This is a genomic window from Streptomyces sp. NPDC037126 (assembly GCF_055605965.1).
This window is the reverse complement of sequence record NZ_JBVJTD010000043.1, coordinates 1-25,741: the sequence shown is the minus strand read 5'-3', so window position 1 is coordinate 25,741 and position 25,741 is coordinate 1. Positions and strand designations below refer to the sequence as shown.

Annotated in this window: 21 protein-coding genes and 4 pseudogenes; 14 read left to right on the top strand and 11 right to left on the bottom strand. The window is 68.9% G+C overall.

Annotated features, from left to right (window positions below):
- Nucleotides 1–93 precede the first annotated feature (93 nt).
- The gene (locus tag ACZ7FF_RS42600) at nt 94–1,035 is read right to left on the bottom strand and encodes an alpha/beta hydrolase (protein ID WP_470819852.1); all 942 of its coding nucleotides are present in this window, start codon (nt 1,033–1,035) and stop codon (nt 94–96) included.
- 51 nt (nt 1,036–1,086) lie between these two features.
- Between ACZ7FF_RS42600 and ACZ7FF_RS42595 the strand changes: the two are divergent.
- Nucleotides 1,087–1,242: pseudogene (locus tag ACZ7FF_RS42595) on the top strand (TetR/AcrR family transcriptional regulator); the annotation flags it as partial.
- A gap of 671 nt (nt 1,243–1,913) precedes the next feature.
- Here the strand turns inward: ACZ7FF_RS42595 and ACZ7FF_RS42590 are convergent.
- Nucleotides 1,914–2,510 (bottom strand): NADPH-dependent F420 reductase, encoded by a 597-nt coding sequence (locus ACZ7FF_RS42590; protein ID WP_470819825.1) that lies wholly within the window; start codon nt 2,508–2,510, stop codon nt 1,914–1,916.
- Nucleotides 2,511–2,551: 41 nt separating this feature from the next.
- Nucleotides 2,552–3,370: a 3'(2'),5'-bisphosphate nucleotidase CysQ gene (locus ACZ7FF_RS42585; RefSeq protein ID WP_470819824.1), complete on the bottom strand. Its 819-nt coding sequence runs from the start codon at nt 3,368–3,370 to the stop codon at nt 2,552–2,554.
- Between the two features lie 136 nt (nt 3,371–3,506).
- Here ACZ7FF_RS42585 and ACZ7FF_RS42580 point away from each other — a divergent pair, with 136 nt between their 5' ends.
- On the top strand, nt 3,507–4,412 hold the full coding sequence (locus tag ACZ7FF_RS42580) for a LysR family transcriptional regulator (protein WP_470819822.1): 906 nt from the start codon (nt 3,507–3,509) through the stop codon (nt 4,410–4,412).
- Nucleotides 4,413–4,516: 104 nt separating this feature from the next.
- On the opposite strand, the gene ACZ7FF_RS42575 is transcribed toward ACZ7FF_RS42580, so the two are convergent.
- From ACZ7FF_RS42575 to ACZ7FF_RS42550, 6 genes and pseudogenes are all read right to left on the bottom strand, one after another.
- Nucleotides 4,517–5,650: an FAD-dependent oxidoreductase gene (locus tag ACZ7FF_RS42575; protein ID WP_470819821.1), complete on the bottom strand. Its 1,134-nt coding sequence runs from the start codon at nt 5,648–5,650 to the stop codon at nt 4,517–4,519.
- A 60-nt stretch (nt 5,651–5,710) separates the two neighbouring features.
- Complete coding sequence (locus ACZ7FF_RS42570; RefSeq protein ID WP_470819819.1) at nt 5,711–7,309, bottom strand: acetolactate synthase large subunit; 1,599 nt, start codon at nt 7,307–7,309, stop codon at nt 5,711–5,713.
- A gap of 616 nt (nt 7,310–7,925) precedes the next feature.
- Nucleotides 7,926–8,717: an alpha/beta fold hydrolase gene (locus ACZ7FF_RS42565; protein ID WP_470819817.1), complete on the bottom strand. Its 792-nt coding sequence runs from the start codon at nt 8,715–8,717 to the stop codon at nt 7,926–7,928.
- Between the two features lie 58 nt (nt 8,718–8,775).
- A complete protein-coding gene (locus ACZ7FF_RS42560) occupies nt 8,776–10,065 on the bottom strand; it encodes an FAD-dependent oxidoreductase (protein WP_470819816.1) in 1,290 nt (429 codons plus the stop codon).
- Nucleotides 10,066–10,104: 39 nt separating this feature from the next.
- Nucleotides 10,105–10,317 carry a hypothetical protein gene (locus ACZ7FF_RS42555; RefSeq protein ID WP_470819814.1) on the bottom strand — a complete coding sequence of 71 codons (213 nt, stop codon included), beginning with the start codon at nt 10,315–10,317 and terminating at the stop codon, nt 10,105–10,107.
- A 316-nt stretch (nt 10,318–10,633) separates the two neighbouring features.
- Nucleotides 10,634–10,917: pseudogene (locus ACZ7FF_RS42550) on the bottom strand (MarR family transcriptional regulator); the annotation flags it as partial.
- Here ACZ7FF_RS42550 and ACZ7FF_RS42545 point away from each other — a divergent pair.
- The 7 genes and pseudogenes from ACZ7FF_RS42545 to ACZ7FF_RS42515 all read left to right on the top strand — a co-directional run.
- Nucleotides 10,913–11,072: pseudogene (locus ACZ7FF_RS42545) on the top strand (VOC family protein); the annotation flags it as partial. The pseudogenes ACZ7FF_RS42550 and ACZ7FF_RS42545 sit on opposite strands and share 5 nt — an antisense overlap.
- Nucleotides 11,059–11,769, top strand: a complete 711-nt coding sequence (locus ACZ7FF_RS42540; protein ID WP_470819813.1) for an NAD(P)H-binding protein — start codon at nt 11,059–11,061, stop codon at nt 11,767–11,769. The pseudogene ACZ7FF_RS42545 and the gene ACZ7FF_RS42540, both read left to right, overlap by 14 nt.
- Nucleotides 11,770–11,785: 16 nt before the next feature.
- On the top strand, nt 11,786–13,774 hold the full coding sequence (locus tag ACZ7FF_RS42535) for an ATP-binding protein (protein WP_470819811.1): 1,989 nt from the start codon (nt 11,786–11,788) through the stop codon (nt 13,772–13,774).
- Nucleotides 13,775–13,813: 39 nt separating this feature from the next.
- Nucleotides 13,814–14,080: an NAD(P)-binding protein gene (locus tag ACZ7FF_RS42530; protein WP_470819810.1), complete on the top strand. Its 267-nt coding sequence runs from the start codon at nt 13,814–13,816 to the stop codon at nt 14,078–14,080.
- Nucleotides 14,077–14,862 (top strand): GNAT family N-acetyltransferase, encoded by a 786-nt coding sequence (locus ACZ7FF_RS42525; protein ID WP_470819808.1) that lies wholly within the window; start codon nt 14,077–14,079, stop codon nt 14,860–14,862. The genes ACZ7FF_RS42530 and ACZ7FF_RS42525 overlap by 4 nt, the downstream gene beginning before the upstream one ends.
- A 320-nt stretch (nt 14,863–15,182) precedes the next feature.
- Nucleotides 15,183–16,133 carry an NAD(P)-dependent alcohol dehydrogenase gene (locus ACZ7FF_RS42520; protein WP_470819806.1) on the top strand — a complete coding sequence of 317 codons (951 nt, stop codon included), beginning with the start codon at nt 15,183–15,185 and terminating at the stop codon, nt 16,131–16,133.
- Between the two features lie 751 nt (nt 16,134–16,884).
- Nucleotides 16,885–17,529 (top strand): DUF7019 family protein, encoded by a 645-nt coding sequence (locus ACZ7FF_RS42515; RefSeq protein ID WP_470819804.1) that lies wholly within the window; start codon nt 16,885–16,887, stop codon nt 17,527–17,529.
- Nucleotides 17,530–18,039: 510 nt separating this feature from the next.
- On the opposite strand, the gene ACZ7FF_RS42510 is transcribed toward ACZ7FF_RS42515, so the two are convergent.
- Nucleotides 18,040–18,912 (bottom strand): zinc finger domain-containing protein, encoded by an 873-nt coding sequence (locus tag ACZ7FF_RS42510; protein ID WP_470819803.1) that lies wholly within the window; start codon nt 18,910–18,912, stop codon nt 18,040–18,042.
- Between ACZ7FF_RS42510 and ACZ7FF_RS42505 the strand changes: the two genes are divergently transcribed.
- The 5 genes and pseudogenes from ACZ7FF_RS42505 (at nt 18,911) to ACZ7FF_RS42485 (ending at nt 25,363) form a co-directional block, all read left to right on the top strand.
- Complete coding sequence (locus ACZ7FF_RS42505) at nt 18,911–19,237, top strand: helicase associated domain-containing protein (protein WP_470819801.1); 327 nt, start codon at nt 18,911–18,913, stop codon at nt 19,235–19,237. The genes ACZ7FF_RS42510 and ACZ7FF_RS42505 overlap by 2 nt on opposite strands.
- Before the next feature lie 297 nt (nt 19,238–19,534).
- Nucleotides 19,535–19,660 (top strand): annotated as a pseudogene (locus tag ACZ7FF_RS42500) (effector-associated constant component EACC1); the annotation flags it as partial.
- Nucleotides 19,661–19,693: 33 nt separating this feature from the next.
- Nucleotides 19,694–23,278 (top strand): IPT/TIG domain-containing protein, encoded by a 3,585-nt coding sequence (locus tag ACZ7FF_RS42495; protein ID WP_470819799.1) that lies wholly within the window; start codon nt 19,694–19,696, stop codon nt 23,276–23,278.
- 10 nt (nt 23,279–23,288) lie between these two features.
- Complete coding sequence (locus ACZ7FF_RS42490) at nt 23,289–24,299, top strand: hypothetical protein (RefSeq protein WP_470819798.1); 1,011 nt, start codon at nt 23,289–23,291, stop codon at nt 24,297–24,299.
- 2 nt (nt 24,300–24,301) lie between these two features.
- On the top strand, nt 24,302–25,363 hold the full coding sequence (locus tag ACZ7FF_RS42485) for an amidase domain-containing protein (RefSeq protein ID WP_470819797.1): 1,062 nt from the start codon (nt 24,302–24,304) through the stop codon (nt 25,361–25,363).
- Between the two features lie 194 nt (nt 25,364–25,557).
- Here ACZ7FF_RS42485 and ACZ7FF_RS42480 read toward each other — a convergent pair.
- Nucleotides 25,558–25,741, bottom strand: a 184-nt coding sequence (locus ACZ7FF_RS42480; RefSeq protein ID WP_470819795.1) for a transposase, incomplete at its 5' end; no start/stop codon positions are given.

Here is a 25,741-nt window from a genome sequence, read left to right as displayed (position 1 = left end):
TGTCGGGGCGGCCCGTTGCCGACTCGCGGGACGCCAGGTCTCCCGCCGCGCTCACGCGTGGTGGGGGCCTGGCATGCGGCAACGCTGGGCGGGTCAGAGGTTGAAGGCCGTGGCCACGGCATCTGCGAGCTGATTCAAGACGTCCCGTGAGAGCTGCACCGACCCGGTGAATGAGAAGAAAGCGTGGGTGGCACCCTTGATCGGGAGGTGCTTGACCGGCACGTCGGCGGCGGCGAGTATCTGCGCGTACCGGTCACCCTGGTCCCGCAGCGGATCGTGTTCGGCGGTGACGATGACGGCGGGAGGAAGCCCGGCCAATTCGTCGGAACGCGCCGGTGAGACGCGCAGGTCGGCGCCTTCGTCGGGCGTGTTGAGGTAAAGGCCCCAGAACCATTCGAGCCAGCTGCGGCTCAGCAGCGGTCCGGCCATGTTCTCGTACATGGAGGGGCTGTCGTCGAACCGGTCGACCGCCGGGTACGCCAGTACCTGCAGTGCGATGTGAGGTCCCCCGCGCCGCTGCGCTTCCTGCACAAGGGCGGCGGCGAGGTTGCCGCCGGCGCTCTCACCGAACACCGCGATGTTCTGCCCGTCGCCGCCGAAACTCCCGGCGTTGGCCGCGACCCAGGTCAGCGCGGCGTAGGCGTCTTCGATCCCCGCCGGGAAGCGGTGTTCGGGCGCGAGCCGGTAGTCGACGGAGACGACGATCGTGCCGGAGCGGTTGGCCACGATGCGGGCGATGTGGTCCTGGCTGTCCAGATCTCCGAGGGCCCATCCGCCGCCGTGGAAGAAGACCGTCACGGGCAGCGGCCCGGAGCGCGGGACGGCGGCGGGGGCGTAGATGCGGACGGGGACCTCGAGACCCTCGGCGGCGGCCACTGCGTCGTGCACGCCGCCGACCGGCTCGACGTCGCCCGCGAGGGTGGAGAGGCTGCTCACGAGGTCGCGGTTCTGCTCGACCGTTCGACTCTCCGGTGCCGGTCCGCCTTCTTCGGCCAACTTCTCGAGCAGTGCAGCGATCTGGGGGTCGAGGGACATGATGAGGACCTTCCTGGAGGTGCCGGAACGACACAGAGGGGAAGTGCGCGTATGAACTCGCCTGTAGACGTCAAAGGGCTGGAGGGGCGCCGACTCACCAAGCCCGGCCGGAAAACCCGTGAGCGCATCATCGAAGCCGCCGCGGAACTGATGTTCCACCGCGGCGTCGGGGGTACGAGCATCCCGGACGTCCAGTCGGCTGCCGGGGTCAGCGCGTCGCAGATCTACCACTACTTCGGCGACAAGCAGGGCCTGGTCCTGGCCGTAGTTGACTTTCAGACGTACACCAAGCTCGACCAGCAGAGTCCCTTGCTGGACAACCTGGACAGCATCGACGCGCTGCCGGCTTGGTGCGACAGGGCGGCGGACCGACAGGACGCCACGGGGTGGATAGGAGGCTGCGAGATCGGCTCGCTGGCCGGCGAACTCGCCGAGACCGACCTTGGCCCGGACCGACCTTGCCGCGTCCTTCGAGCGGTGGGAAGCACCCATCAGGTCGGGGCTCGCCTGCATGCAGGCTTCGCGGTGAGCCGAGCGAGTGCGCCGACGTCACCCTGCTGGCCACGGCCCTGCTGGCCACCATCCAAGAGGGCATGCTGCTGTCCCAGGTCCGCCGGTCGAAACACCACATACCGACATGCCGTATCGGCGGTGATCGACCACATCGAGAGCTACGTCCCCTCAGCAACCGCTCGAGCCCCGCGCGACCCGCTCCGCAAGCGCGTCCGCCGTGAGATGAGCCGATTCCTCGGTGCGAGGCCGACGGCCCCGGGAACCGCGGCCACAGGTCGCCGTCCGGCGCTGAATCGCCGGCCGTGGCTGCGCTGTCGTATCCGCTCTGGATGTGGGCCCGCCGGGGGCGGTGCATCGTGTGCGGATCAGCGGGCGATCGAGATCGCGAAGGGCGTGAATCCGCTGGACCGGATCACGTGCGGCACGAACAGGATCGCGGCTTCCGTGGCGCGGGCGGTTTGGATTCCGCCGAGGTCGGTGATCCACTCCGTGTGCCAGCCGAGGTCGGTGAGCAGTTCGCGGGCGGTCTGCTTGGCCTGCGGGTCGTCGCCGGAGAGGAAGACGTCGGGCGCCCGGGTGAGCGTGGCCGGCGCGGTCATGACCGGGAAGAGCATGGTGTTGAGTGTCTTGACGACGCGGGTTTCGGGGAGTGCTTCCTGGAGTTGTTCGGCGAGGCTGGAGCCGGGGTAGAGCAGGTCGGCGGGCAGTCCGTCCGGTCCGTCGACGGTGGCGTTGGAGACGTCGATGAGGATCTTGCCGTGCAGTTCCTCGAGCAGGGCGGCGAGACGTTCCAGTGAGCCGGCTCCGGGGGTGGCGTTGATGACGATCTGGGCTGTCCGGGCGGCGTCGGCGGCGGCGCCCGGCGTGCGGTCCGCCACGGTCACCCGATGCCCTGCCCGGGTGAGGGCTGTGGCCAGGTTGCCGCCGACGCGGCCGTTTCCGAGAACTGCGATCGTGGTCATGATGATCTGGTCCTTACGTGTGTGCGGGTTGTGGTGCGCGGTCAGCGTGAGAGCGTGGCGACGGCCTCGGCGTGGATGCCGGGTGCGGCTGCCAGGAAGCTCTCGCTCTGCGGGGTCCAGGGGCGGCCCTCCGCATCGGAGATCTGTCCGCCGGCCTCGGTGACGAGCAGCGCCCCGGGAAGCAGGTCCGCGCGGGCGCCGGCGAACTGCCAGAAGGCGTCGATGCGGCCGGCGGCCACGTTGGTCAGGTGAAGGGTTGCGGGCACGGCTGTGCGGACGACGAGCGCGTCGAAGAGCATCGCGGTGATCGAGGAGCCGACGCGCTTCACGACCGTCTCGTCCTCGTCGGGCCGGGCCTGGCTGGTGGCCACGATGCTCAGGCCGAGGTCCGCGGTCTGGGAGACCTGCAGCGGCCGGCCGTCGAGGTGGGCGCCGCCGCCGGTGAGCGCGGTGTAGGTCTCGCCGGTCAACGGCAGGTGGACCGCGGTGAGCACGGGCTGGTTGTCGCGCACGAGGGTGGCGGTGACCGCCCATTCCGGCAGGGCGTGCAGGTGGTTGACGTTGCCTTCGGCCGGGTCCACGACCCACCATTCGCCGGGCGGCAGGGCCCCGCCGTCCAGCTCGTCCTCCACCCAGTCGGCGTCCGGGCGCAGGCGCGTGAGGCGGGGGCGCAGGATGTCGAGGGCGGTGTCGTCGTTGACGGCGAGCGCGCGCATCAGTTCGTCGCGGGTTTGGTAGCGGACGATCTCGCCGAAGCGCTCGCGCAGCGCGGAGCCGGCCGCGCGGACGGCGGTCGCGGTCTGGTCGAGCAGGTCGGCATCGGAGGCGGCGACGTCTGTGGTCTGAAGCGTTTCGGGCATGGTGAACTCCTCTGTGAGTAGCAGCTGATGAGGCCGTCGGGCCGAACTGTGCGCTCTGTTCGGCGCTCTGGTTTCGAAGGTATACAGCCCCTTGATTAACTTCAAATGCATGTGAAGCACGGCTAGGATTACTCACATGCAATTGGATTTGAATCTGCTGGCCGCGCTCGATGCGCTGCTGGAGGAGGGCAGTGTGGCCGGGGCGGCCGCGCGCCTGCATGTCACCGCCCCCGCGATGAGCCGGAGTCTGGGCCGAATCCGGCGCACGACCGGGGATCAGATCCTGGTGCGCACCGGCCGCACGATGACGCCGACGCCGTATGCGATCGCCGTCCGGGAACAGGTGCACGAGTTGCTGCACCAGGTCCAGGGGGTGCTGGCACCGAGCCGTGAACTCGATCGGGCAACGTTGGAGCGGACTTTCACACTCCGCTGGCATGATTCCCTGGTCGCCTTGAGTGGCCCCGCGCTGCTCGCGGCCGTGCGTGAAGAGGCGCCGGGCGTGCGCTTGCGCTTCGTCGCTGAATCGAGCGTCGACACCCCCGAGTTGCGGCGCGGCGAGGTGGACCTGGAGGCGAACGCCAACCGACCGAGCGCACCGGACGTCCATTCCGAGAAGGTGGGCGAGTCCCGCCTCGTCATCGTCGTCAGGCAGGGGCACCCTCTCACCCGCGTCAGGACCGTCACCGCAAAGCGGTACGCCGCCGCTGAGCACGTCACCGTCTCGCGACGTGGAAGCCTCAGCAATGCCCTCGACGACGCCCTCGCGCGGCTCGGCCTCACCCGCCGCGTGGTGGCGACCGCGCCCACGGAAGCGGCCGCGCTGGAGTTCGCGCGTGGCTCCGATCTCCTGATCAGCGTCCCCGACGCCACCACGCGCTCCGTGGTCGCCGACCTCGGCCTGGTCGTGCTCCCCCTCCCGCTCGAACTGCCGTCGGCACCGATATACCTGTCATGGCATCAGCGCTACGACACCGACCATGCCCACGCCTGGTTGCGCGGGCTGGCGCGAACCGCGCTGGCCACGGGCGGAGCGTCGTAGTCGGCGCCCTCAGGTCGCTTCGCCCATACGTCCAGGCGACCACCTCGATGCCGCACGGCCCGCCGCTGTGGGGCCCGCACCAGATCACCATGGGTGGGCCCAGCTCACTCGGCCGGCTCCAGGCCGGTGAGCAGGTTGAGCAAGCCGGCGGGGGCGTTGTCGCCGAAGATGAGCTGGTGGTTCCTGTCGGATTCGGCGGCGAACCGGGCACTGCGGGGAAAGAGAGCCTGCTCGTACTCTGCAAGGGCGGCTTCGATGTCGCCGGGGTGTGCGGCGATGGCCTTGCCGAGTTCGGCGCCGTCGAACATGGCGAGGTTGGCTCCCTCCCCGGCGAACGGTGACATGAGGTGGGCGGCGTCGCCCAGCAGCGTCACTCCGGGGACGCGGTCCCATCGGTGGCCGATCGGCAGGGCACTGATCGGGCGTGGGGCGAGGGTGGGTTCCCCGTGAGTGATCAGTGCGGTGAGCTCGGGTGCCCATCCGGTGAATTCTGCCGCGACCTGGGCCGCCGCCGTCTCGGGACTGGCGAGGACGGCGGCGATCCATTCCTGCGGCTTGGTGAGCGCGACGTAGGTGTGAAGAACGGCGTGGGCCTCTCGGTGGCCAAGGATCCCCTTGCCGGCCGTGACGGCGAACAGGGAACCGTCGCCGGTGGCCTTGGCCGCCGCCGGGTGGCGTTGGTCGGCGTCGTACAGGTAGGTCTCGATGAACGAGGTGCCGACGTACTCGGGCTTCGCGTCGGACAGCAGCGGCCGGACCCTCGACCAGGCGCCGTCCGCGCCGACGAGGAGGCTGGTCGTCACGGTCGACCCGTCGGCGAACGCCAGCTCGTGCCTTCCGCCTCCCAGGGGGCGGGCACCGGTGAGCTTGTGTCCCCACTGGATCATCTCGTCGGGCAGCGAGTTGAGCAGGATCCGACGCAGGTCTCCACGGAGCACCTCGGGACGTCCGCCCGTGCCGTCGTCGGGCTGGTCGAGCAGGACCGCGCCGTGCTGGTCGAGCACGCGCACGGCCTCGCCGCCTTCGTGGATGATCGCGTGGAACTCGTCGGTGAGACCGGCCGCTTCGAGGGCGAGCTGCCCGTTGTATTCGTGGAGGTCGAGCTGGCCGCCCTGCGTGCGGGCCTCCGCCGACGTCTCGGCTTCGTAGATGGTCGCGGGGATGCCGTGCAGGTGCAGGACCCGGGCGAGGGTCAGGCCGCCGAGCCCGGCGCCGATGATCGTGATGGTAGTGGTCATGGTGGTTTCCCTTTCGGCCGGACGGCCGAGGTCTTTGGCTGTCACTAATCCCGACGATGTTCAGATGGGCTGGAGGATTGCCTCGATGAGGCGCGGTCTGGGTGTGGCCAGCGCGGTGGAGAATTGTTCGGCCAGTTCGGTTGTGCTTGCAGCCCGGGTCGCGGGGACGCCCATGCCGGTGGCCACGGCGGTGAAGTCGATGTCGGGTTGGCTGAGGTCGAAGAGGGCGTTGGCGGCCGGTCCGGCTTGGCCGCCGCCGACACGGTCCAGTTCGGCGCGCAGGATTGCGTAGGAGCGGTTGTTGAGTATGACGGTGGTCACGTTGAGCTTCTCGCGGGCCTGGGTCCATAGTCCGGAGATGGTGTAGAGCGCGCTGCCGTCGGCTTGCAGGCAGACGACGGGCCGTTCGGGACATGCAATGGCTGCGCCGGCGGCGACGGGGATGCCTTGCCCGATGGCGAGGCCGGTCAGCCCGAGCACGTCGTGTGGTGCAGAGTTGGCGGTCGCCGGGAAGAGGGTGTTCATTCCCTCGGTTATGGACTCGTCGACGATGATCGTTTCCGGTGGGAGCAGGGCGCCGATGACCTTTGCCCAGTTCTCTGTGCCCAACGGCTCGTCCGCGATTGGAGGCGGGGCGTCTTGTGCTGGCAGCACTGCGCGGGTGTCCGGCGCGACGATGTCTGCCAGTTCGCTCAGCGCGTCGATGACATCGAAGCCCTCGTCGGGGACGAAGTGGTGCACGCGCGTTCCCGGTGGAGTGAGAATGCCCGGGCGGCCTGGATAGGCGAACGATGCCACTGGTTCGCGTGCTCCGACCAGGATCAGGTGCTTGACGCCTGCCAGTTGCTGGTTGACGGTTTCAGCCCGGTAGCCCAGGGGCTGGATCGCCGGTACGCCTGCACCGCGCCGGAGCCGGGCCGGCCAGGTTGGGCAGAAGACGGCGGTTCCGGTGGCTTTTTGTATCCGGGCGGCAGCTTGCAGGCCGTGCTCACCCAATCCGGCGCCGTCGATCAGCAGCGCGACGGGCTCGGCACCGGCGACCGATGCAGCTGTGGTTTCCACGTCTGGGCGGGTGACGCGACGCGGTGGCGGTGCCGGGAGGTGTGGCGCGGGCGGGGCGCTCTCTTCCCAGGAAAGATCGGCGGCGATGATCAGTGTTGAGATCGCGCCGGATGTGCCGGTTCGTGACCGGTCCGGGGCGCCGAGCATCCCGGTGCTCATCGCCGCCGCCACGGCTGCGGCGGTGTCGGGACCGATGTGCGCCCCGGTCATCGGCCGGCGTACCCAGGTGGAGACGGTCGCGGCTGCGGCATCGATGTCGGATTCCAGGGGCGAGTCGAGCTCCTTGTGCGAGCGGGCGTGGTCGCCGATGACGTTGACGATCGGGGTGCGCGCTCGGCGGGCGTTGTGGAGGTTCGCCAGGCCGTTGGCAAGGCCCGGGCCGAGGTGGAGCAGGGTCGCGGCCGGCTGGCCGGTCATGCGGGCGTAGCCGTCGGCGGCCCCGGTCGCTACTCCTTCGAAGAGGCACAGCACGCCGCGCATGGCCGGATGGCGGTCGAGTGCCGCGACGAACTGCATCTCCGACGTGCCGGGATTGGCAAAGCAGACGTCCACGCCGTTGTTGAGCAGGGTGCGCAGGAGGGTCTCGGCACCGTTCATAGAGCTGATCGCCTTCCACTGATCCTTTTGAGCCGTGGTGTTCTCACTGTTGGAGGCCTGTCACTCAAGAGGCGGGCCCCGTCCCCGCCCGGGGCTGATCGCTGGTCCTCGGCAGTTCGATGGTCCGGGACACCTCACGGGCTCGGTCGAACCACGGCGTGGGCTGCAACGTGGTGCTGTCGAGACGAACGAAGGTGCGAGTACCGTGCGCGTGCGTGGTCCTGCCCCCGTCTGGACACCCGATAGCCTGCGGTGGCCGAAGCCCAGCCCATGTGCTCCATCCTGACGGCCCGACAGGCCGAGCAGGCACTGCAGCACGCAGACGATGGCCGGCTGAGCGGGTGAGAGACCGGGGCGGCCGTCGCGCGAGTACCGGCTGGCGAAGTCCTCGTCGTGCTAAAGCCCGTCCAACCGGTCCCGCACCCACATCGCCGTCGTTCCCTTGGGATTGCTCGCCCGTGCGACCTGCAGGGTCAGAGGGGGAACCTGCTCGCCGGAACGGGGAGGGACGGACAATGCGCACCTCACCACTGGGTTGACCTGCAGCACAGCCACGGATCTGCCCACTGATCGCCCAGCTCAGCCGGGAGTCCCCGAGAGCCCCGACAGAGTCAGGTCAGCTGAAGAACTGATGGACGCGGGAGGCGAACCATTCGGGTTGTGCCAGATGCGGATAGTGCGTGCGGGTCGGTGTCTGCTCGGCCACGGCCCCGGGGATACGGTCGGTGAGCCAGTCGGCGTAGTCCCCACCGGGATCGATTCCGTGCAAGGACAGGTACGGAACGTCGGGCGGGAGGCTCGTGGTACGTCGAGACCACGTTGCCAGCATGGCTGCGTCCCAATCAAGCAACGGGGTCCAAAACCCGCTGAATACTTCCTGGTCGAGGGCGCGGCGGCGCTCGATGTCGGCCACCAGCGCAGGGTCCAGCTCGCCGTACAGCTGGGCGAAAACCGTACGAACGAAGTCGGTGAAGCCCTCTCCCCGCACGGCGGCGACCATCTCCGCAGGAAGCGGACCGACCCGCAGTGACTGGTCGACATTGACCACGCCACGAGTCGGGTAGCGGGCCGCGTAGGCAGTCGCAATCACCCCGCCCAGGGAGTGACCGACGATGAACGGGGATTGGTCCTCGCTCAGGGACTCGATCAGCTGGTGGATGTCCTCCACCGACTCGTCGATCCCGTAGGGCCGGGCCCGAGGCGAGTCACCGTGGCCGCGCAGGTCGACGCTCAGCACGCGGAAGTGCTGCTGCAGGTCAACGGGGTCCCAGAAGCGCCGGTTTTCGGTGATGCCGTGGACGGCCACGAGCATCGGTCCCGTGCCGTCGAGGTCGTGGGCCAGCTGGTTGTCGGCTGTAGCCAGGTTGCTGCCGACGCGGCCGTTTCCGAGTGCGGCGATGTCGTTCATGCCGATTCTCTCCTCGTGGTGGGTTCTGGTAGGGGGTCAGCGCGAGAGGGTCGAGGACTCATGCTGCCCGGAGCAACGCTCGCCCGAGCACGGCCGGCCGCAACAGCTTCGACGGCGGATCGAGGAGGGCTAGGACCCGGATGAGCTGGGCCGCGACCGTGGGGTCGGTAGCCGCCGCGGTCATCAGCCGGCTCATCATGGCGCCCTGCATCTTCTGCGTCAGGTTCGCAGGTCGTCCGGGCTCGCCGGCCATGCCCCACGGCGCGGTCAGAAGTCGCGTCGTCCGGGCGAAGAAGTTCGCGGCGACGTCGCGCAGGCTGGCTGAGAGCGTGTCGCGCAGCGCGCTGGCTTCGAGCGCCGCCACCGTCAGGCCCTGCGCGTTGACCGGGCTCAACGAGCACAGTGCGTCCCCGACGACGACCAGCCCGTCCGGAAGACCGGCGAGTTGGTCGTACCGGCGCCACCGGGTCGCGGGGAAGCGGTACGCGGCGATGTCGCTGAGCGCCTCGGCGGTCCTCAGCGCCGAGACCATGTCGTCCGGGGCCGCCGCGGCGACGAACTCCGCGAATCCGGCCTCGTCGGTCGGTGGACGCGCGGCAGGACCAGTCCCGGTGGCGGTCAGTATGTGCTGGCCGTCCTCGACCGCCAGCAACAGCAGTCCGCGGCCCTTGGTCTTGACGTCGCCGCCGATGAGCAGTGCCCGGTCGTGCTGGGGCGGGAGCCGGACAAGCCGGCTGGCGTAGGCGACGTCGACGTTGACGCGTTGCTCGGCGGGACGTTCGTATCCGAGTTGCTCGAGCCAGACTGGCGTACGGCTGCCCCGGCCCATCGCGTCGACCACCAGGTCGGCGTCCAAGGTCTCTTCGCTGCTGCTGGGCTCCTGCCGCAGGATGCGTACGCCGGTGATTCGCCGGTCATCGCCGATCAGCCCGACCACGTCAGCGCCGAGCACCATGCGCAGGCCGTCCTGTTCGACCAGCCGCCGGCGCAAGTGGCGCTCGTAGAACGGCCGGGTGGCGTGGACGGAGTGCGCACCGACCGGCACCCGCGGCAACTCCTTCCCGCCGAGGTACAGGCGGTAGTCAGACAGCACATCCGCCACAACCGCGCCGTCGGCGCTCATCTCGTCCACCAGACCGGGAAAGACCTGGTCGACGACTCGCGCGCCGGCTGGAAGGAGGTTGTGGGCATGCCGGCCCTGAGGGACGCCCTGGCGGTACTGGCCGGAGGCGGGGTCGCGGTCGACGACCATGACCTGCCGATAGAACCTGGTGAGCACTGCGGCGGTGAGGAGACCGGCGAAGCCGGCGCCGACGACGACTGCGGTTTCATTGCTTTCGCTTGGCACGAGACGAATGCTCGAGGCTTTCTCGTGCCCAGAAACAGGTCAAGCGGTGTCCATCTGGTGTCCGTAGACCTCGCGTTCCCACATCCAGTCCGTGATGTGAGCCACGGCCAGGTCCCGGTGTCGGCGGTAGGTGCTGAAGGACAGGTGCAGTGACTGGGCCACGCGTTCCTGCGGGCCGGCCGGGTGCAGGAAGGTGCGGTCGAGCACCTCGAACAGGCCGCGGCGGTCGGCCCGCAACGGCTCGGCGGCCATCCCGAGGAGCTCCTGGAGCCCTGAGGGTCAGCCAGTTCGGGCGCGCTGCCGATCCGGTCGGTCGCGGACCGGGTCGGGGCCGAGGGCGTGGCGGCGCACCGGCTGGCGCGCGGGTCCAGGTGCGGCCAGTGGTGACCCCGGCCGCTTGCGCCGAGGCGGCGGTCGAGGCGCGCTTGGAGCAGCCGTTCATGCAGGCGGAGCCGATGGTGTTCGCCATGCTGGGCCTGGCACACAACGCTTCTGGGACAGCCGGCACGGTGTCCACGCCACAGACGCGCCTGAACCTGCGCGCCGAGGTGTGCATCGGGAAGCGTAGTCATGCGCCGTCATTGTCATCGCCCAGGGAATGGATCATGCTCCGTAGCATTCGGAGCGCGTCCGACGCTCGGCCTCGGTCAGGCCAGCATTCTGACTTCGACGGAGCGGACCGCCGTGCTCGCCTTCTCCAGGCTCTCTCGGCCGAGAGGCGCCAGCGCGGGAAGGACCTTCCCGCGCTGGCGCCTCCGCAGGCGCGGTCACGTAGCCGTCTCGCTCCAGGGTCCGCAGCAGCACGTTCGGCGACTGTCGTGTCACGAAGGCGCCTCGTGCGAGTTCTGCGCTCTGGCTGCACGCCACCGACGTCCAGGCCATCCACGATGCTTTCGTCGCCCGACGGCCACACCATCATCTCCACACCGATCGACGGCCCCTTCGGTCGCATCTTCACGGTTGCCGGCCTCGACAGCTACCAGGTGACGCTCCATGACCGTGTCTGAGTCGTCCATCCTGGTCTTCGGGGCCACTGCCTCACTTGGCCACTACGTCGTGACTGTGCTGCTCGACCGGGGGACCGCTCCCGAGTCGATCATCGCGGTCGGGCGAAACCGGCTGCGCCTCGGTGAGCTCGCGTCCGCGGGTTTCGGCACTGTCGCCGTTGACTTGTCCGACTCAGCCGGCGTCGCCGACGTGGTCGCCCAGCACACCGACGTGGTGCTGATCTCCGGCAGCGACCCGAATCGCCGCGCTCAACACCTCTCTGTCATCGATGCCGCCGAGAGCGCGGATGTCCGGCGCGGCTGCTTCACCTACGCGGACATCGCGGAGGCGATGTCCGTCGTCCTGGAGCGAAACGTCATCTACGCGCCGGTCGCTCACGACGAGCTGCGGGCGATGCTTACCGGCTTCGGGATGAACGGGGAGGTGGCGAGCTTCTTGGTGAGTCTCGACGAGACCATCGCTGCGGGGGCGTTCGCGCGTGTCAGCGACCATCTTTCCCGGCTCCTCGGTCGGCCGACGGCCAGGCTCGTCGACGGACTGAGGGCGCCACGAGGCCAGCGGCGGCGGTCAGCCGAGGCGAGCACCGCCCCTTCCGCAGATCCGCGCTTCTGGATCAACCTTCGCCGACGTGATCACCAGGTTCTGGGCGCGGTGCTGCCTGTGTGCCGTTTGCTGCCAGCACGTGCTGTTCGATGATAGGTAGTGTCGCGGTGTGACGATCATCAAGCAGCGGCTGAGGGACCTACGACGGCGAGCCTTCGCGGGGCGCACCGGTGAGATCGAGCTGTTCCGGTCGATGCTGGGCGCAGGCGGCGTGCTTTACCTTCACGGTCCTGGCGGCATCGGCAAGAGCGCATTGTTGGACGTCCTGGCCGATGTCGCCGTGACTGCGGGCGCCGATCCGATCACAATCGACGGCCGCAATGTGCCGCCGGTCCCAGGTTCCCTTCAGGCGCACTCCATCGGCGGCCGGGCGGTGCTGTTGCTCGACACCTACGAGTTGCTCGCCCCCATCGACGACTGGGTACGGGAGGAGTTCCTGCCCGGGCTGCCCGCCGACGCGGTCGTGGTCATCGCGGCACGGCGACCGCCCTCGTCGCGGTGGCTGGCCGATCCCGCCTGGCGCGAGCTGGTCCGGGTCGTCGCGCTGCGCAACCTCGCGCCGCATGACGGCCGCGCCTATCTGGCGCGGCAGAACGTTCCTGCCGAGTTCCACGAGCATCTGCTCGACATCAGCCACGGCCACCCGCTCACCTTGTCCATGCTCGTCGACGCGGTGCGGCGGGGCAGTGGCGTTCCGCCGCGCGCGCTTGGAGACCTGCCCGACGTGGTACGCGGTTTGCTGACCCGCACCTTGGACGAGGTGCCGGGTCCGCGCCATCGGCTGGCGCTGGAGGTCTGCGCGCACGCCAACGTCATCACCGAGAGCGTCCTGCGATCCGTGGTGGGCGACAAGGCCGGGGAGCTGTTCACGTGGCTGCGCACGGTGTCGTTCGTCGAGGAGGGTCCGTACGGCCTGTTCCTGCACGACACGGTCCGCGACATCCTTGACGCCGACCTGCGGTGGCGCGATCCGGAGCGTTACGCCGAGGTGCACACCCAGGTGCGGGCCGACTTGGTCGCGCGGATCCGCTCGGCGCCGGACGCACGGGAGCAGCAACGGCTCCTGGCCGACGCCATCGTCGTGACATGCCCGCGGACCAGGCTCGCGGCATACGTCGCGGCCGCACGGCCCGTCGACCACCACATCGATGTACTGCGGCCGCAAGACACGGCCTCGATCGTCGAGATGACGACCAGCGCTCAGGGGGCGGAGCAGGCCGAGCTGGTGGCGTACTGGATACGGCGCCAGCCCGGAGCCTTCCGGGTCTTTCGCGGGCCGGACGGGGAGCCACGGGGATTCGGTGCCTGCCTCGACCTGCGTGCCGAGGACGTTGGGGTGGATCCGGGCGTCGACCGCATGTGGCAGTACACCCAGCAGCACGGCGCGGCGCGCCCCGGCGAGCACGTACGGGCCTGGCGGTTCTTCCTCGACCGTGACCGTGGGCAGGCCTCATCGCCGTCGCTGACCCTGTTCGCCGTGTGCCAGATCCTCGACATCCTCACGCGTGACCACTCCGCCTGGACGTTGGTGGGGGCGTACGCGGATGCCGGACTGTGGGAGCCGACACTCGGCTACCTGGACTTCTGGCCGGCAGCCGAGGCAGCGTACACGATCGGGGAGACCACCTACCCGGTCTTCGTCCACGACTGGCGGCGCACCGGCCTCACCGAGTGGCTCGAACTCACCGCGGCCCGCGAGGTGGGCGCCCCGGCCCGGCCGGCGCAGGAGCAGTCGGCCGAACTCGTCCTTTCTCAACCCGAGTTCGCCGAGTCGGTCCGCGCGGCGCTGCGCGATCTGCACGCGCCGCAGGCACTGCGGCGCAATCCGCTGATGCGATCGCGGGTTGTGCGGTCGTCCGGCTCAGGGCTCGAGGAGCTCCTCGCGATGGCCGCCGAGCCGTTGCGGGCCGACCGCCGCGGCCTGTTCGAGGTGCTCGACCGCACCTTCCTGCACCCGGCCGGCCCGCAGGAACGCGTGGCCCAGTCACTGCACCTGTCCTTCAGCACCTACCGCCGACACCGGGACCTGGCCGTGGCTCACATCACGGACTGGATGTGGGAACGCGAGGTCTACGGACACCAGATGGACACCGCTTGACCTGTTTCTGGGCACGAGAAAGCCTCGAGCATTCGTCTCGTGCCAAGCGAAAGCAACGAAACCGCAGTCGTCGTCGGCGCCGGCTTCGCCGGTCTCCTCACCGCCGCAGTGCTCACCAGGTTCTATCGGCAGGTCATGGTCGTCGACCGCGACCCCGCCTCCGGCCAGTACCGCCAGGGCGTCCCTCAGGGCCGGCATGCCCACAACCTCCTTCCAGCCGGCGCGCGAGTCACGCACTATGTAGGACAATCTCTAAGTCAACCCAACCGAAAAGCAGCGCCGGCATGCTTTGAGGTCGAATCATGAATACTGCTGAACCGGCGGCAGCTTCTATTCATGATATTTCTCCGCAAATGGCTAATCTTCGGTCCCACTGGCTCGCCTGGGGCGGATCCGACTCGATCCAGGAGGATCTGGTCGTTTACCGCAGTGGCCTCCAGCACGGACTACTCAATGGTGTCCTGAGGCTCAGCGGTCGTACTGTTCCCGAGGCCGCTGCCGATGCCGAGCAGCAACTGGCCCACTTGCCCTGGCGATGGTGGGTTGGCCCGGACAGCGACTTCGGCGTGGCGGAGGCATTGCGGGAACGCGGCTACAGCCGCATCGGCAGCATGCCCATCATGGCAGTCCGACTCGACCACTTGTCTGCACCGCCTCCGCCCGCCAGCCTCGTCATCGAACCCGTCGACGGACCGGACGGTGTCACGGACTACGTCGATGCCTACGCGTCATCTTTCGGAGTCGGCCCCACGCTTCAGACCTTGGTAGTAGACGCTGAATCCAACCTCCGCACCAATCTCGGCCGTTTGATCCGCTTGGTCGGGCGGATTGACGGTCACGCGGTGGCTACATCGGCCGTGCTGATCAGCAACGGTGTTGCAGGTGTCTACTGGGTCGGGACGCATCCCGCGTATCGTGGGCGGGGCATAGGCGCGGCGCTCACGGCAGCGGCAATGGTCATTGGGCGCCAGCATGGAGCACTCGTCTGTACTCTGCAGGCCAGTGACCTGGGCGCGCCGGTCTACCAGCGGCTGGGATTCACACAGGTAAGCGAAGTCGCGCTCTATTCGCCGCCATCGGGACTGTGACCAAAGCTGCGCCCCGAGGTGGCAGTGGGGTCTGGTCCGGCTTTTTAAGAAGCTGCAACTCAACCGATCATGGAACGCGCGGGTCGAACAGGTTTCCCGCCGTGGTTATCTTCCCGTTGTGTGTGCGTCAAGGCACGCCTCTCGGTGGCGCGGGGATTGTGAATTTCAGGGCGAGCAAGTCGTAGGTCACCGCAGCAGTACGACGCGGGCGAGGCCGGTGAGGGTGGTCTGCCAGACCTAGGGAAGAGAGGAACGACCGTGATGTCGCGTCCGGGGGCCAGCGTCGGAGGCACCGCTGTCGGTCACGAAAGGACAGCTACATGAGGGCCGTTCAGATCATGAGTTACGGTGCGGCGGACGTCCTGCTCGTCAACGAGGTCGCCCCTCCCGCTCCCGGTGCGGGCGAGGTGCTGGTGTCGGTCGAGGCGACCAGCGTGAACGGCCACGATGTGATCTTCCGCGCGGGGGAGTTGAAGATGGTGTCGGGACGTCGGTTCCCGATCGGTACGGGGCTGGACTTCGCGGGCACCGTCGTCGAGACCGGCGCCGACGTCCGCGGTTACCGGGCCGGGGACAGGGTGTGGGGCATGGTGCACCCCCGGCAGCGGCACGTCACCGCGGGGGCGGCCGAGTACGTCACGGTGGCAGCGAACCGTATCTCGCATGCTCCGGCGGGCCTCTCCTCGGTCGGCGCTGCCTCCCTGGTCGTGGCGGGCGCCACGGCGCTGATCGCGCTGCGTGACAGCGTGCACGTCGTTGGCGGGGAACGGGTCCTGGTGCGGGGCGCGGCCGGCGGAGTCGGCACCGCCGCCGTGCAACTGGCACACGCGATGGGCGGCCACGTCACCGCGCTGGCCCGCGACCGCCATGTAGAACTTCTCACCGGACTCGGTGCCGACGAGGTCCTTGACTACCGTTCCACCACCCCGGACCGAATCGGCCCGTTCGACGTCATCGTCGACACCGTCGGCGCGGAACTACACTGCTATCGGAGCCGGTTGGCAAAGGGCGGCCGAATGGTCACCGTCGGACTGTCCCTGTCTGCCCTGGCCGCGATCGCCGCGTCGAGCGTGCACGGTTCCCGCCGCATCCGCACCTTCAGCGCCAACCCCGGCAGCGCCGTGCTGGGCGACGTGGCCGACCACGTCGCCTCGGGTGCACTGCGTCCGGTGGTCGACAGCGTGTACCCCCTCGCGGACATCGCTGCGGCGCACGAGGCGTTCGAGCGCGGTGGCGTCGTGGGCAAGCACGTGGTCACGGTGTCCGCATGACTCCGTCGTTCGCGGGACTCGTGAGGACCAGACCGGGGTCGACGTCTTGGCCTTGGGCCTGCACCCCTGAGCGTGCACCCGGCCCGTCACCTGGTCACGCTTGGAAGGCTGGCAGCTCTCGGGAGAACGCGCCGTGGATCGCTTACGAGCGCATCCTGCTCGCTACCGAGCTGCGGCACATGACCCGTGCCCGGGACGAAGTGGTGAAACGCCACGCGAAACGCGTCGCCGAGGACGCCTGGGGCCGCCTGGTCCTGGACTAGCTCGGCGGCATCCGCGCCTCCCTCGATGGTGTACGAGCCTGAAAGCCGAGCAAGCCAGCATTGAACGCGCAGACCGGTGGGGCATCTTCGTCGGCGAATGGGCACCGACCTTCATCGGCCTCGGCCTCTCCCACTACGCGCAGCGGGAAGGCAATCTCAACGGGGCCCTGCACGCGGTGAAGGCCAGTTGACGCCCGAAGCGTGACCGCGTCCGCCCCTGGCCAGCCGGCCGCTGCCGCGGGTGGAGCAGAACCGACCTGGTTTGCCGCGCAGGCCACCCCTCGGTCCCAGTGCCGGACTCGTTCGGGCCGTGGGCACCATGCGGTCGCGGCAGGAGTCCCGCCAGCGCAGGCCGAGCCCGAGGATCGTGCGCCAGCACGTGGCCAACCACCGATATGCATCAAGGCCGGTCTGTGCCGACCCGCGTGATGGCACACTCATAGACGTGCTACGACAGACCCGTCGGTCACGCACCCGGAAGAGGGTTCATGCCCAACATCTTTAAGCGGTCCGGGAATCGCCCGCTCCAGTACTACATCTACATCTCGCAGACCAAGCTAGAGATCCTCATCCCTCAGATACCAGCGCGGCTCCTGCGCTCTCTGGAAGCGGAGATCAAGATCAACGTCGCCGCTTTTGCCGCGGGCGTCAAGAAGTCCGCTTCCGCCCCCTCCCCGGAACTTGCTGCCAAAGCTAGAGTCCTCAGTGACTATCTGGAAAAGCAGAGAGGCTGGGTGGGAACCCTGGCCGATCCCGGACGCTATGTGAAGGGCGTCGCTTCGTTGCAGTACGGAGTGATGCAGGACTACGCCGCCAAGCTGGCCTTCTTTGGTGGAGAAGTGGACGGGGTGAAGCTTGCACTGATCGGCTCTCCTGCCAGCCTCATCGGTGCCGCCGCTGACACAGCTGCGAACCACAGCCTCGACTACTACGTACTAAAGTTCTTGCGCCAGCAAGCCGAAAATGCCAGGGGAAGCGATGACGGGGCACCGTATGAGGCGGCGGTCGACGCGGCACTGACCGCGGGTGTGTTGCCACCGACTCGTCTCCGGCTGGAGTTTCTCGCCAAGCCTCTGTTTCACAACAACAGGGTGCTCGTCGCCACACCGATCTATGTCGCCCTCGCCGACTGACGGCATGCCCGCGTTAGCAGGAGGAACGCGTAGTCGGCATACCACCAGAAGTCACGTTGTTCCCCCCAAGGCCGGACATCGCAGGCCAGAAGGCCAGTAGAAGCCCTCTGCACGTGCGGTGGTGACAACCCGACAAGGCGATCGGCAGCGCCCGGCAGGCCACGGAACGGACCCTCCCCGTCGCCAACTGGCCTCAGATCAGCAAGAGCGATGACCTGCACCAGCGCAGTTCGGCACAGCGATGGCGCGCGATCTACAAGGCAGCGTTCGACCAGGCATCGGGCGCCGAACACGCTGACGAGGTGACCAAAGACTTCTCCTACACCCGCGGAGAGGCAGAAGCCCTGATCAATCGCTGTCAGCCTCCTGCGCGCCGTCCCAGCCCCTGGCACGTGACGTTCCTGGCCAGGCGGCGCCGCTGCCAGCTGCCTCTCCCACAGCTTTGCCGGCCCCGCAGGCGCTGCCTCGGGACCGTACGGCACCGGACGTGCCGCCGCCGGCTGTGATGAATCACTGCGGCCGAGGTTTCCGCAGGCGGGTGTACTCCTTCGCCCTCTCAACCCGTGCACGATGTGGGCCGCCCGGGCTCTTGCAGCGCGAATCCGGACCCTGGCCGCAGTCCGGGCATGTCACTTCGTACACCCGCCAAGGCCGCGGGACGACCTTCGGATTCGCCTTCTGCTGGGCCTTTCGCTCATCCACGATCGGCTGCAGCCGCTCGTCATGGGGGAACTCGCGCACCTTGCCGACATCGGTGCCCTCAGCGAGTACGCAGGGCTCACCCTGCTCCGCATGACAGCGCGGACAGCTCCTCTGGATCCAGTACCGGCGCGCTACCTGCCTGTGCAATGGGAACGACGGCAATTGCGCCCCGTCGGCAGCGCGCTGCTTCCAGGTGGCGACGTCTCGTGCCTGTCCGGCGGTCACACGGTCTCCCGCCAAGGCCGCTGTCCGGATCAGATCCGCCACCTGAGAGCGCAGGTCGTGCGAGTACGCGTCATGACGGCGCAGGCCGCTGAGGATGGTGCGAAGGTGGCCAGCAGCCCCCGCTGCCTCCCGCTCGGTAGCCGCCTCTGCCTCGACTGCTTCCTGTGTGAGGCTGTCGAGGCCGGCGAAGTAGTCGGTCGCCCTCGCAACGATCGCGTCCTCGGCCTCCGTGCGGTCGTGCGAGGCGGTCATGTTGACGCGAATCAGGAGCCTGCGCACCTGCCCGGGCCTCTGATCGGACACCGCCTTGTCCAGGCGGGCGAACAGCCTGTGACGAATCTCCGCCTGCTCCTCCAGCCAGATGTACGCGTGTCGTACAGCGCTCTCCAGTTGGCCATGGATCTCCTGGCTCACTCCGGACTGATCAGCGATCTCACCGCACACCTGCCTCACCATGACCACAGACTCGACAGTCCCCGCTCCGTCATCTCGCACTGCTCCAGGCCGAACCACTCGGTGGGCCGCGCGAAGGCTTCCGTGCCGATACGGACCCGTCGGGCCGTGCCAAGCCTTCCAGCGGGGCTTGACGGCCCTCACGCACTGGATCGAACGCGAAGGCCAGCGGCCCGTGCCGAGGGGGCACGTCGAATGCGTCGTCCTCGACGGCCAGGAGCACCAGCACAAGCTTGGCGTATGGGTATCCAACACACGATCAAGACGCGACAAACTCACCCAGGAACAGCAGGCCGCACTACAAAAGCTCGACATCGACTGGGCATGACCAAGCACGCGGGGTCCCCCCTGGTACGCGTGCCCCGGCTGCAGAAAGCAGCACCCCCGTCGGCGGGGAGGACCCTAACCGCTTTTCGAGATTCGGCGTCGTGCTCGGAACACCCCCACGTCGGCGGGGAGGAGCAGGAAGGAGAGCTGATCGGTCATGGGTTATCGCCGGGAGAAGGCGCCGCCACCATGACCGTGTGGTCCCCCACGTCGTCGAGGCAGAGGCGGCCACCGTCTACTTGGGCAACCTCCGCGCCGACAGCGTCCACTTCGTGGCGCGGGCGGCTCGCTTGCCGGCTGGCTTCGCGCGGAGCGCGAGCTGCAGGGCACAGTCCGGATCGTGCGCAGGGACATCGAAGAGACAGATCTCGGTGGTGCTCTTGACGTATTGAGTGCCGCCGTCGTGTCGGTAGTGAATCATTAGATACTGGGTAAATTGACCTCGTACTATGCCGAAATGCGGAACGACACCAGCGACCGGGGCCCCATCCGCGGCGCGCTGCCCCGACTCGATCCCCTCGACAAGTCCGTCAACCGGCTGCTGGAGGCGCACCCGCAGCTCGCCGAGGGAATGGCGGCGAGCCGGATGGTGGCCGCCACGCATTTCGGGGACAGGCTGCGAGGCCTGATCAAGGACCCGTCCTTCGACATCGCGACGTTGCTCGTGCCGGGCATTCCGGGGCAGTTGACCGGCGCCCTGGTGCAGCCGGACGGGCGGCCCGCGGCGCAGGTGCAGGTGACGATCGTCGAGCCGTTCGCCAGCGGTCCGGGGCCGGGCACCTGTGTTACTGGCGCCGACGGCGCGTTCACCGTGTCGATCCCCACGCAGGTCCGCACCGGACGGGCGACCGGGTCGCTCACCCTCGCCGTCACCGGAGCCACCCGGACGGTGACGGTGTCGGTGGAACTCGCCACGCTGACCGCGACCGGCGCGGCCGGCGCGCTGACGCTCCCGGAGCGCGTCGATCCGCTGCCGGTGTCGGTCATCTCGCAACTCGGGCAGATCGTCACCCAGCTTGACATGCCGGCTTCCGGCACGGGCGGCCGCGACGACGCGGCGTCAGCGCCGACGGTGACCCTCGGCGCCGATGTGTGCCAGCAGATCTTTCGCAGCGACCTGTCGATGGACCGCTTCCCGTACGCGGTGCTCGTCCGGCTGGTCGAGCCGCGTCCCAGTATCGGCTCGCTAGGTATCCGGCTGGAGTTCGAGGGCCGCGAGGTGGAGATCTCGGCCGCGTTCCTGGAGGCAATGGGCGACACAAACCACCCGTACCGTTTCACCGAGCGCCTGCCCGTCGACCAGCCGATCAACGTGGACGCCTTCCGCAGCGGCGCGGCCGGAATCGACCAATTCAGCACCGGTTCCTTCGCGTCCACCGTACCGGTCGCCGGATCGCTGGGCCTTGGCTACATGGTGCACCTGGCGCAGCGGTGGACGCCCAAGGGCCTGGCCCTCGGCGACCTCGTGTACTCCCTTCCGCTGGCCCCGGGCGAGCAGCAGCGCGTCGCGGTCGTGGACCGGCGGGCGACCACCTCGGTGTTCGAGTCAGAGCGGCTGGACGTCCAGGAACAGCAGACCTTCAGCGAGCGCGACGACTCGTCCACCCGCGCCACCTTCGCCTCCGGCATGAACGAGAGCGCGTCGGGCGGCAGTCACTTCAGCACCGAGGCGCACTCCTCCTCGTGGGGCGCGGCGGGTGGCATCGGCTTCGCCCTCGGGCCCGTGGTGATCGGCGGCGGGGCGGCCGGCGGCGGTGGCAGCGCAACCACCTCCGGGGACGCCAACAACTGGATGAGCGGGGTGCGCAACTACACCTCCGACGCCGTGCAGTCCTCGCACGCGGCGGTGGAGCGTTCGGCCAGCGCCCGGCGCAGCGCGCAGCGGACGAGTATGCGGCTGGCGTCGGCCGCCGAACGCACCGAAGTCGTCACCAAGGTGGTCACCAACCACAACAAGACGCGGGCGCTGACCATGCAGTACTGGGAAGTGCTGCGGATGTTCGACGTCCGGTCCACAGTGGACGGCGTCACGCTGGTCTGCTTCGTGCCGCTGGACCCGATCCGGTTCCTGCCGTCGAACGAGCCGGTCACGCTCGCCGACGCGGCCGTGGACCGGGACAAGGTGCTGTACCGCTACAGCCGGCTGCTGGCCCACGTCGACACGTTGCGGCGCGTCGTCGACACGCCGTACCGAAAGGGCCTGGCACTGCTGGAGGAGTTCGCGTCCGACCCGCGGGCGACGGTGCAGTCCCCGGCTGACATCGCCGCCAACGTGGTGAACGTGTTCGTCGACGGCACCTTCCTGCCCAACGAGGACGTCTGGGTGACATTGCTCGCCACCGGCGGCCGGCGGATCGGTCCGTACCCGATGCCTACCGGAGCGCCGATCGAACCGATCCCCACCCGCCAAAGCGATCCGGCGAACGCGTTGGCCTCCCAGGCGGAGCTGCTCGGATACCTGCGGGAGCGGCGGGCCGGGCAGTCGACCGTGATCGAGCGCGGCATCGTGCTGCCCGACTGGCTGCCCCGCACCGACGTGGTCGGGGTGGAACTGAGCCGACAGTTCCGACCGTTGCACTACCGCTTCCCAGGCGGGGCGACGGTGGAGGCCACCACGCTGAGCAACCTCTTCGGCGCGGCCACCGCCGCCGCGATGATCGACAAGCTCGGCGAAGGACTGCCGGGCCGGGACGTGACGTTCAGCGCGGAACAGCTCGAACAGGAGGTCGGCGGGCCGCGGCTGCGCCGGGTCAAGGCCGCCCTGGTCGACCCGTCCGAAGACATCGGCGACGTGGTGTCGGCCGACAAGCTGTACCTGAACGACTACCTGGGCGACCTGGTGCTGTCCACCGCGCCGGAGCCGTTTGCCGCCCGCCAGCTCCCCCCGGAGCTGCGGTACTCAGCCCTGCTCGAAATCGAGAAGGTGCTCCAGCACGTCATCCCGCGGACGGTCACCTACTCCAAGGCGGTGTGGATGTCGCTCACCCCGGAGGAGCGGGTGATGATGCTGGAGGGGTACACCATCGGCGTGGCCGGCGGGGTCGAGGATGACACCGAGTCCATCCCGCTGCTGGCCTGTGTCGCCAACCAGCTGCTCGGCTTCTACGGCAACTGCATGGTGCTGCCGTTCATGATTCCGGCGGAGCTGGTGGCCAGACGCGAGGCGGTCGACAAGGTCGCGTTCACCACCGCGACGGTCCAGGAGGCACTGACGAGGTATCACACCACCGGCTTCTCCCCGCCGGTATCGACGATTGCGCTGCCCACGCACGGCGTGCTCGGCGAAGCGGTACTCGGCCACTGCCCGTCCGCCGAGCGGATCGACCTGACCCGCTTCTGGAACTGGCAGGACTCGCCGGCCGACGGCGCGCCGGTGATCGCCGACACCCCCGTACCGTCGTCGTCGCTGACCGCCGGGCTGCAGGCCCCGGACACGCTGACCGGGCTGAACCCGATCATCACAAACTTCAGCAACGCCGGCCCCACCACGGACACCAGCCTGCTCCAGGCCCTGATCAAGGCCGGCGCGGAGGCCAAGGGCTTCGACATCAACGCCCTGACCGGCTCGACCGCGCTGGCCGGCCTGCTCAAGGACACTCTGGCCACTGCGGAATCGGCCCGCAAAGACGCGCTCGCCGGAGCACAGTCGATGGCCAACAAGGCGATGGACAAGGCCACGGACCTCGCCAAGGCCAAGATGGAGCTCGAGAAGGAGAAGAAGAAGGACGACGGTAAGGGCAGCGACGGTAAGGGCAGCGACGGTAAGGGCGGCGGTGCCGACGGCAGCGCGGTGACGGTCACCACCGTGGCCCCCGGACACGGCAAGGCCGGCACTGCCCTCGCCATCACCGGCACCGGATTCACCGGCGCCACCGGGGTGAAGGTCGGCACCGGCTCACTAGTCGACCTGAAGGTCGTCGACGCGACCCGGATCGAAGGCAAGGTCCCGGCGATCGCGCCCGGAGCGGTCGACGTCATCGTCACCACGCCCACGGGCAGCAGCGCCGCGACGCCCAAATCCCGCTTCACCGTGGACGCCTGAGAGGAACCGCATGTCCCAGCCCACCGAGCCCACCGAGCCCACGCAGCCCATCCCCGATGCGCCGGCGGCCACCGCCGAGGACCGGGCGCTGGACGCGCTGGTCAACGTCATCCAGACGGCAGCGAGTCCGGCCGCGCAGGAGGCCCAGCTACTCCTGCTGCGGCGGCTCGCGCTGGAAGGCGACGTGATCCCGTCCCGCGCGCCGGCGCCGCTGAACATCACCCAGACCGCTGGGCTGTTCAACCTCTTGGAGGACCTGGGCCAACGCACCACCGCACTACAGGCATTGAGCTCGGTCCTCGGCATCGCCGGCCCCGCTGCGGTGCCGCCCCAGGGCAGCCGCCTTCTCACCTTCACCGCGCTGACCAACGACCGGCCGGTCGGCGCCGCCGGGCCGACCGCGCCGACCACGGTACCGGTGCGCGCGGACCTGGTCGCGGGCCTGCAGACGGTGCTGGCCGCAGTCCACCAGGTCGGCGCGGTCCTGCCGCTGTGGGCCAGCCCCTCCCTGCCGGCACTGACCGACAGGACCGATCCGCTGGAGGCATGCGGTCGGCAGCTGCGGATCCTGCCGACCGCGGCGCTGGCCGACCCGACCACCGATTCGATCGTGCTCGGCCGGGAGATCGGCGGCGTGGCAACCGGGTACGACCTTTTCGCCCGGCCCGACCCGGGCAACCCGGCGACCGCCGCGCTGCCCGAACGGGACATGGAGGGCGTGGTGCTGGCACCGGGTGCGACGCCGATGACGGTCCACCTTGGCCTGGTCCGGCTGCTGCCGCTGCGCCCGCTCCTCGCCGCGGCCGGCTGGGTCACCGCACCAGCCGCGGCACTGCCGACCGGGCCGGCCGACCTGGGCTGGAGCCGCATGGCGAACCTCTCCGGGCTGCTACCCGGCGTCAGCCGGCTCGGTGACGAACTGGACCTGGTGCGGTTTCCTGGCGAGACGGACGGCACCCCGTTCGCCGCGAAGACCGACTGGGTCTGGAACGGCACCGAGTTCGCCGCGCCCGGGGCCTGAGCGTGGACCGCACCAAGGCCGTCGCCTACGCGAAGCGCTTCTGGTTCCGGCCGACCGACGACGACCTCGTGTGGACGAAGAGCGCGGCGATCGACGTTCGGAACCTCAAGACCCAATTGCTGGCGCTGCGTGTGATCCCGCCGAGCTGGGAACCGGTGTTCCTGCGCAACGTGGTTACCGACGTAAGCACTGGCAGCAGCGGCCCGGCCGAAGGACTGTACTATGTCGCGCCCGCCCACGTCGGCGTGCACTTCCGCGAGTCCGACATCCCGCGGGGCGAGTGGCACCTGGCACATAACTGGTTTGGTCCAGCCGGAGTACCCGGCAGCCCCGGCGGCCTCAACGACTGCACCGCCTACGTCTCGCACTGCCTCGCCGCCGGCGGGGTGCCCGGCCTCGGCCCGGCACACCCCGGTGACGTGTGGCCCACCCGCGACGCGGCCCAGTTGTACCGGCTGAAGGACCGGCCCGCCACCGAGGTGAAGCTCATCGTCGACATGGCGCCGAGAGCGGCGACCGAAGTCGTCTTCGCCGCCCTGTCTCACGTCATCAAACCCGGCGACGCGCTGACGTTCGCCGCCGGCGGCCGCCAAGAGCACGCCGGGATGCTCGTCTCGGTCGACCCGAAGACCGGGGAGGCGAAGATGACCTGCCACTCAACCATGGACCATCCGGACCTCGGCCCCCGCGAGGGTACCTGGCAGATCCGGACCAACGGCTCCGAGCACCCGTTCGTGAGCCTGCTGCACTTCAGCGCGGACGACCCGCCGCCGGGCGCGCTCACCAGCCTGGCCGGCTGGTGGACCGTCACCTGGCGGGGCGCCACCTTCTTCTACTTCCTGACCGCGGCAGGCACCTGCTTCTGGACCCGCACCAAACCCACCTCGCAGGCGGCGCCGACGAAGTTCGACGGCCGGGGCCACTGGTACGCCGGAAAAGGCGCACGCGAGGCCGTGATCGTCTGGACCACCGGCACGGTTGACCAGTTCACGCTGGACGCGGTCAGCACCGGCTTCGCCGGCACCGAGTCCGGCGACAAACTCACCGGCACCAAGGGCCTGTGACGGCGCGCCTCTGGGCCGAACCGGCTGGGAACCGCCAGCGTCCGCCGGATGCTCGCAAACCCGACCGACAAGCCGCCGACGCTCTACCCCCGTCAGCGCACCGTGTGACCTCGTGCTGTTGAGGGGCGTCGGTGCGAACCGTGCCACCAGCCGCAAGTGGTGACTGATCGGCCCGGTACCCCTAACAGGTCATTTCATTTGGGGAGTCTGCGGTAGCAGATGAGGGCAGCTGCCAGCGCGGTGAAGGCCAGGAAGTGGTCGGGCTTGCGCTCGTAGCGGCGGTGCAGGCGCCGGCAGCCGGTGAGCCAGGCGATGGTGCGTTCGACGACCCAGCGGTGTCGGCCCAGGTGTGTGGAGTTCTCGATGCCGCGTCGGGCG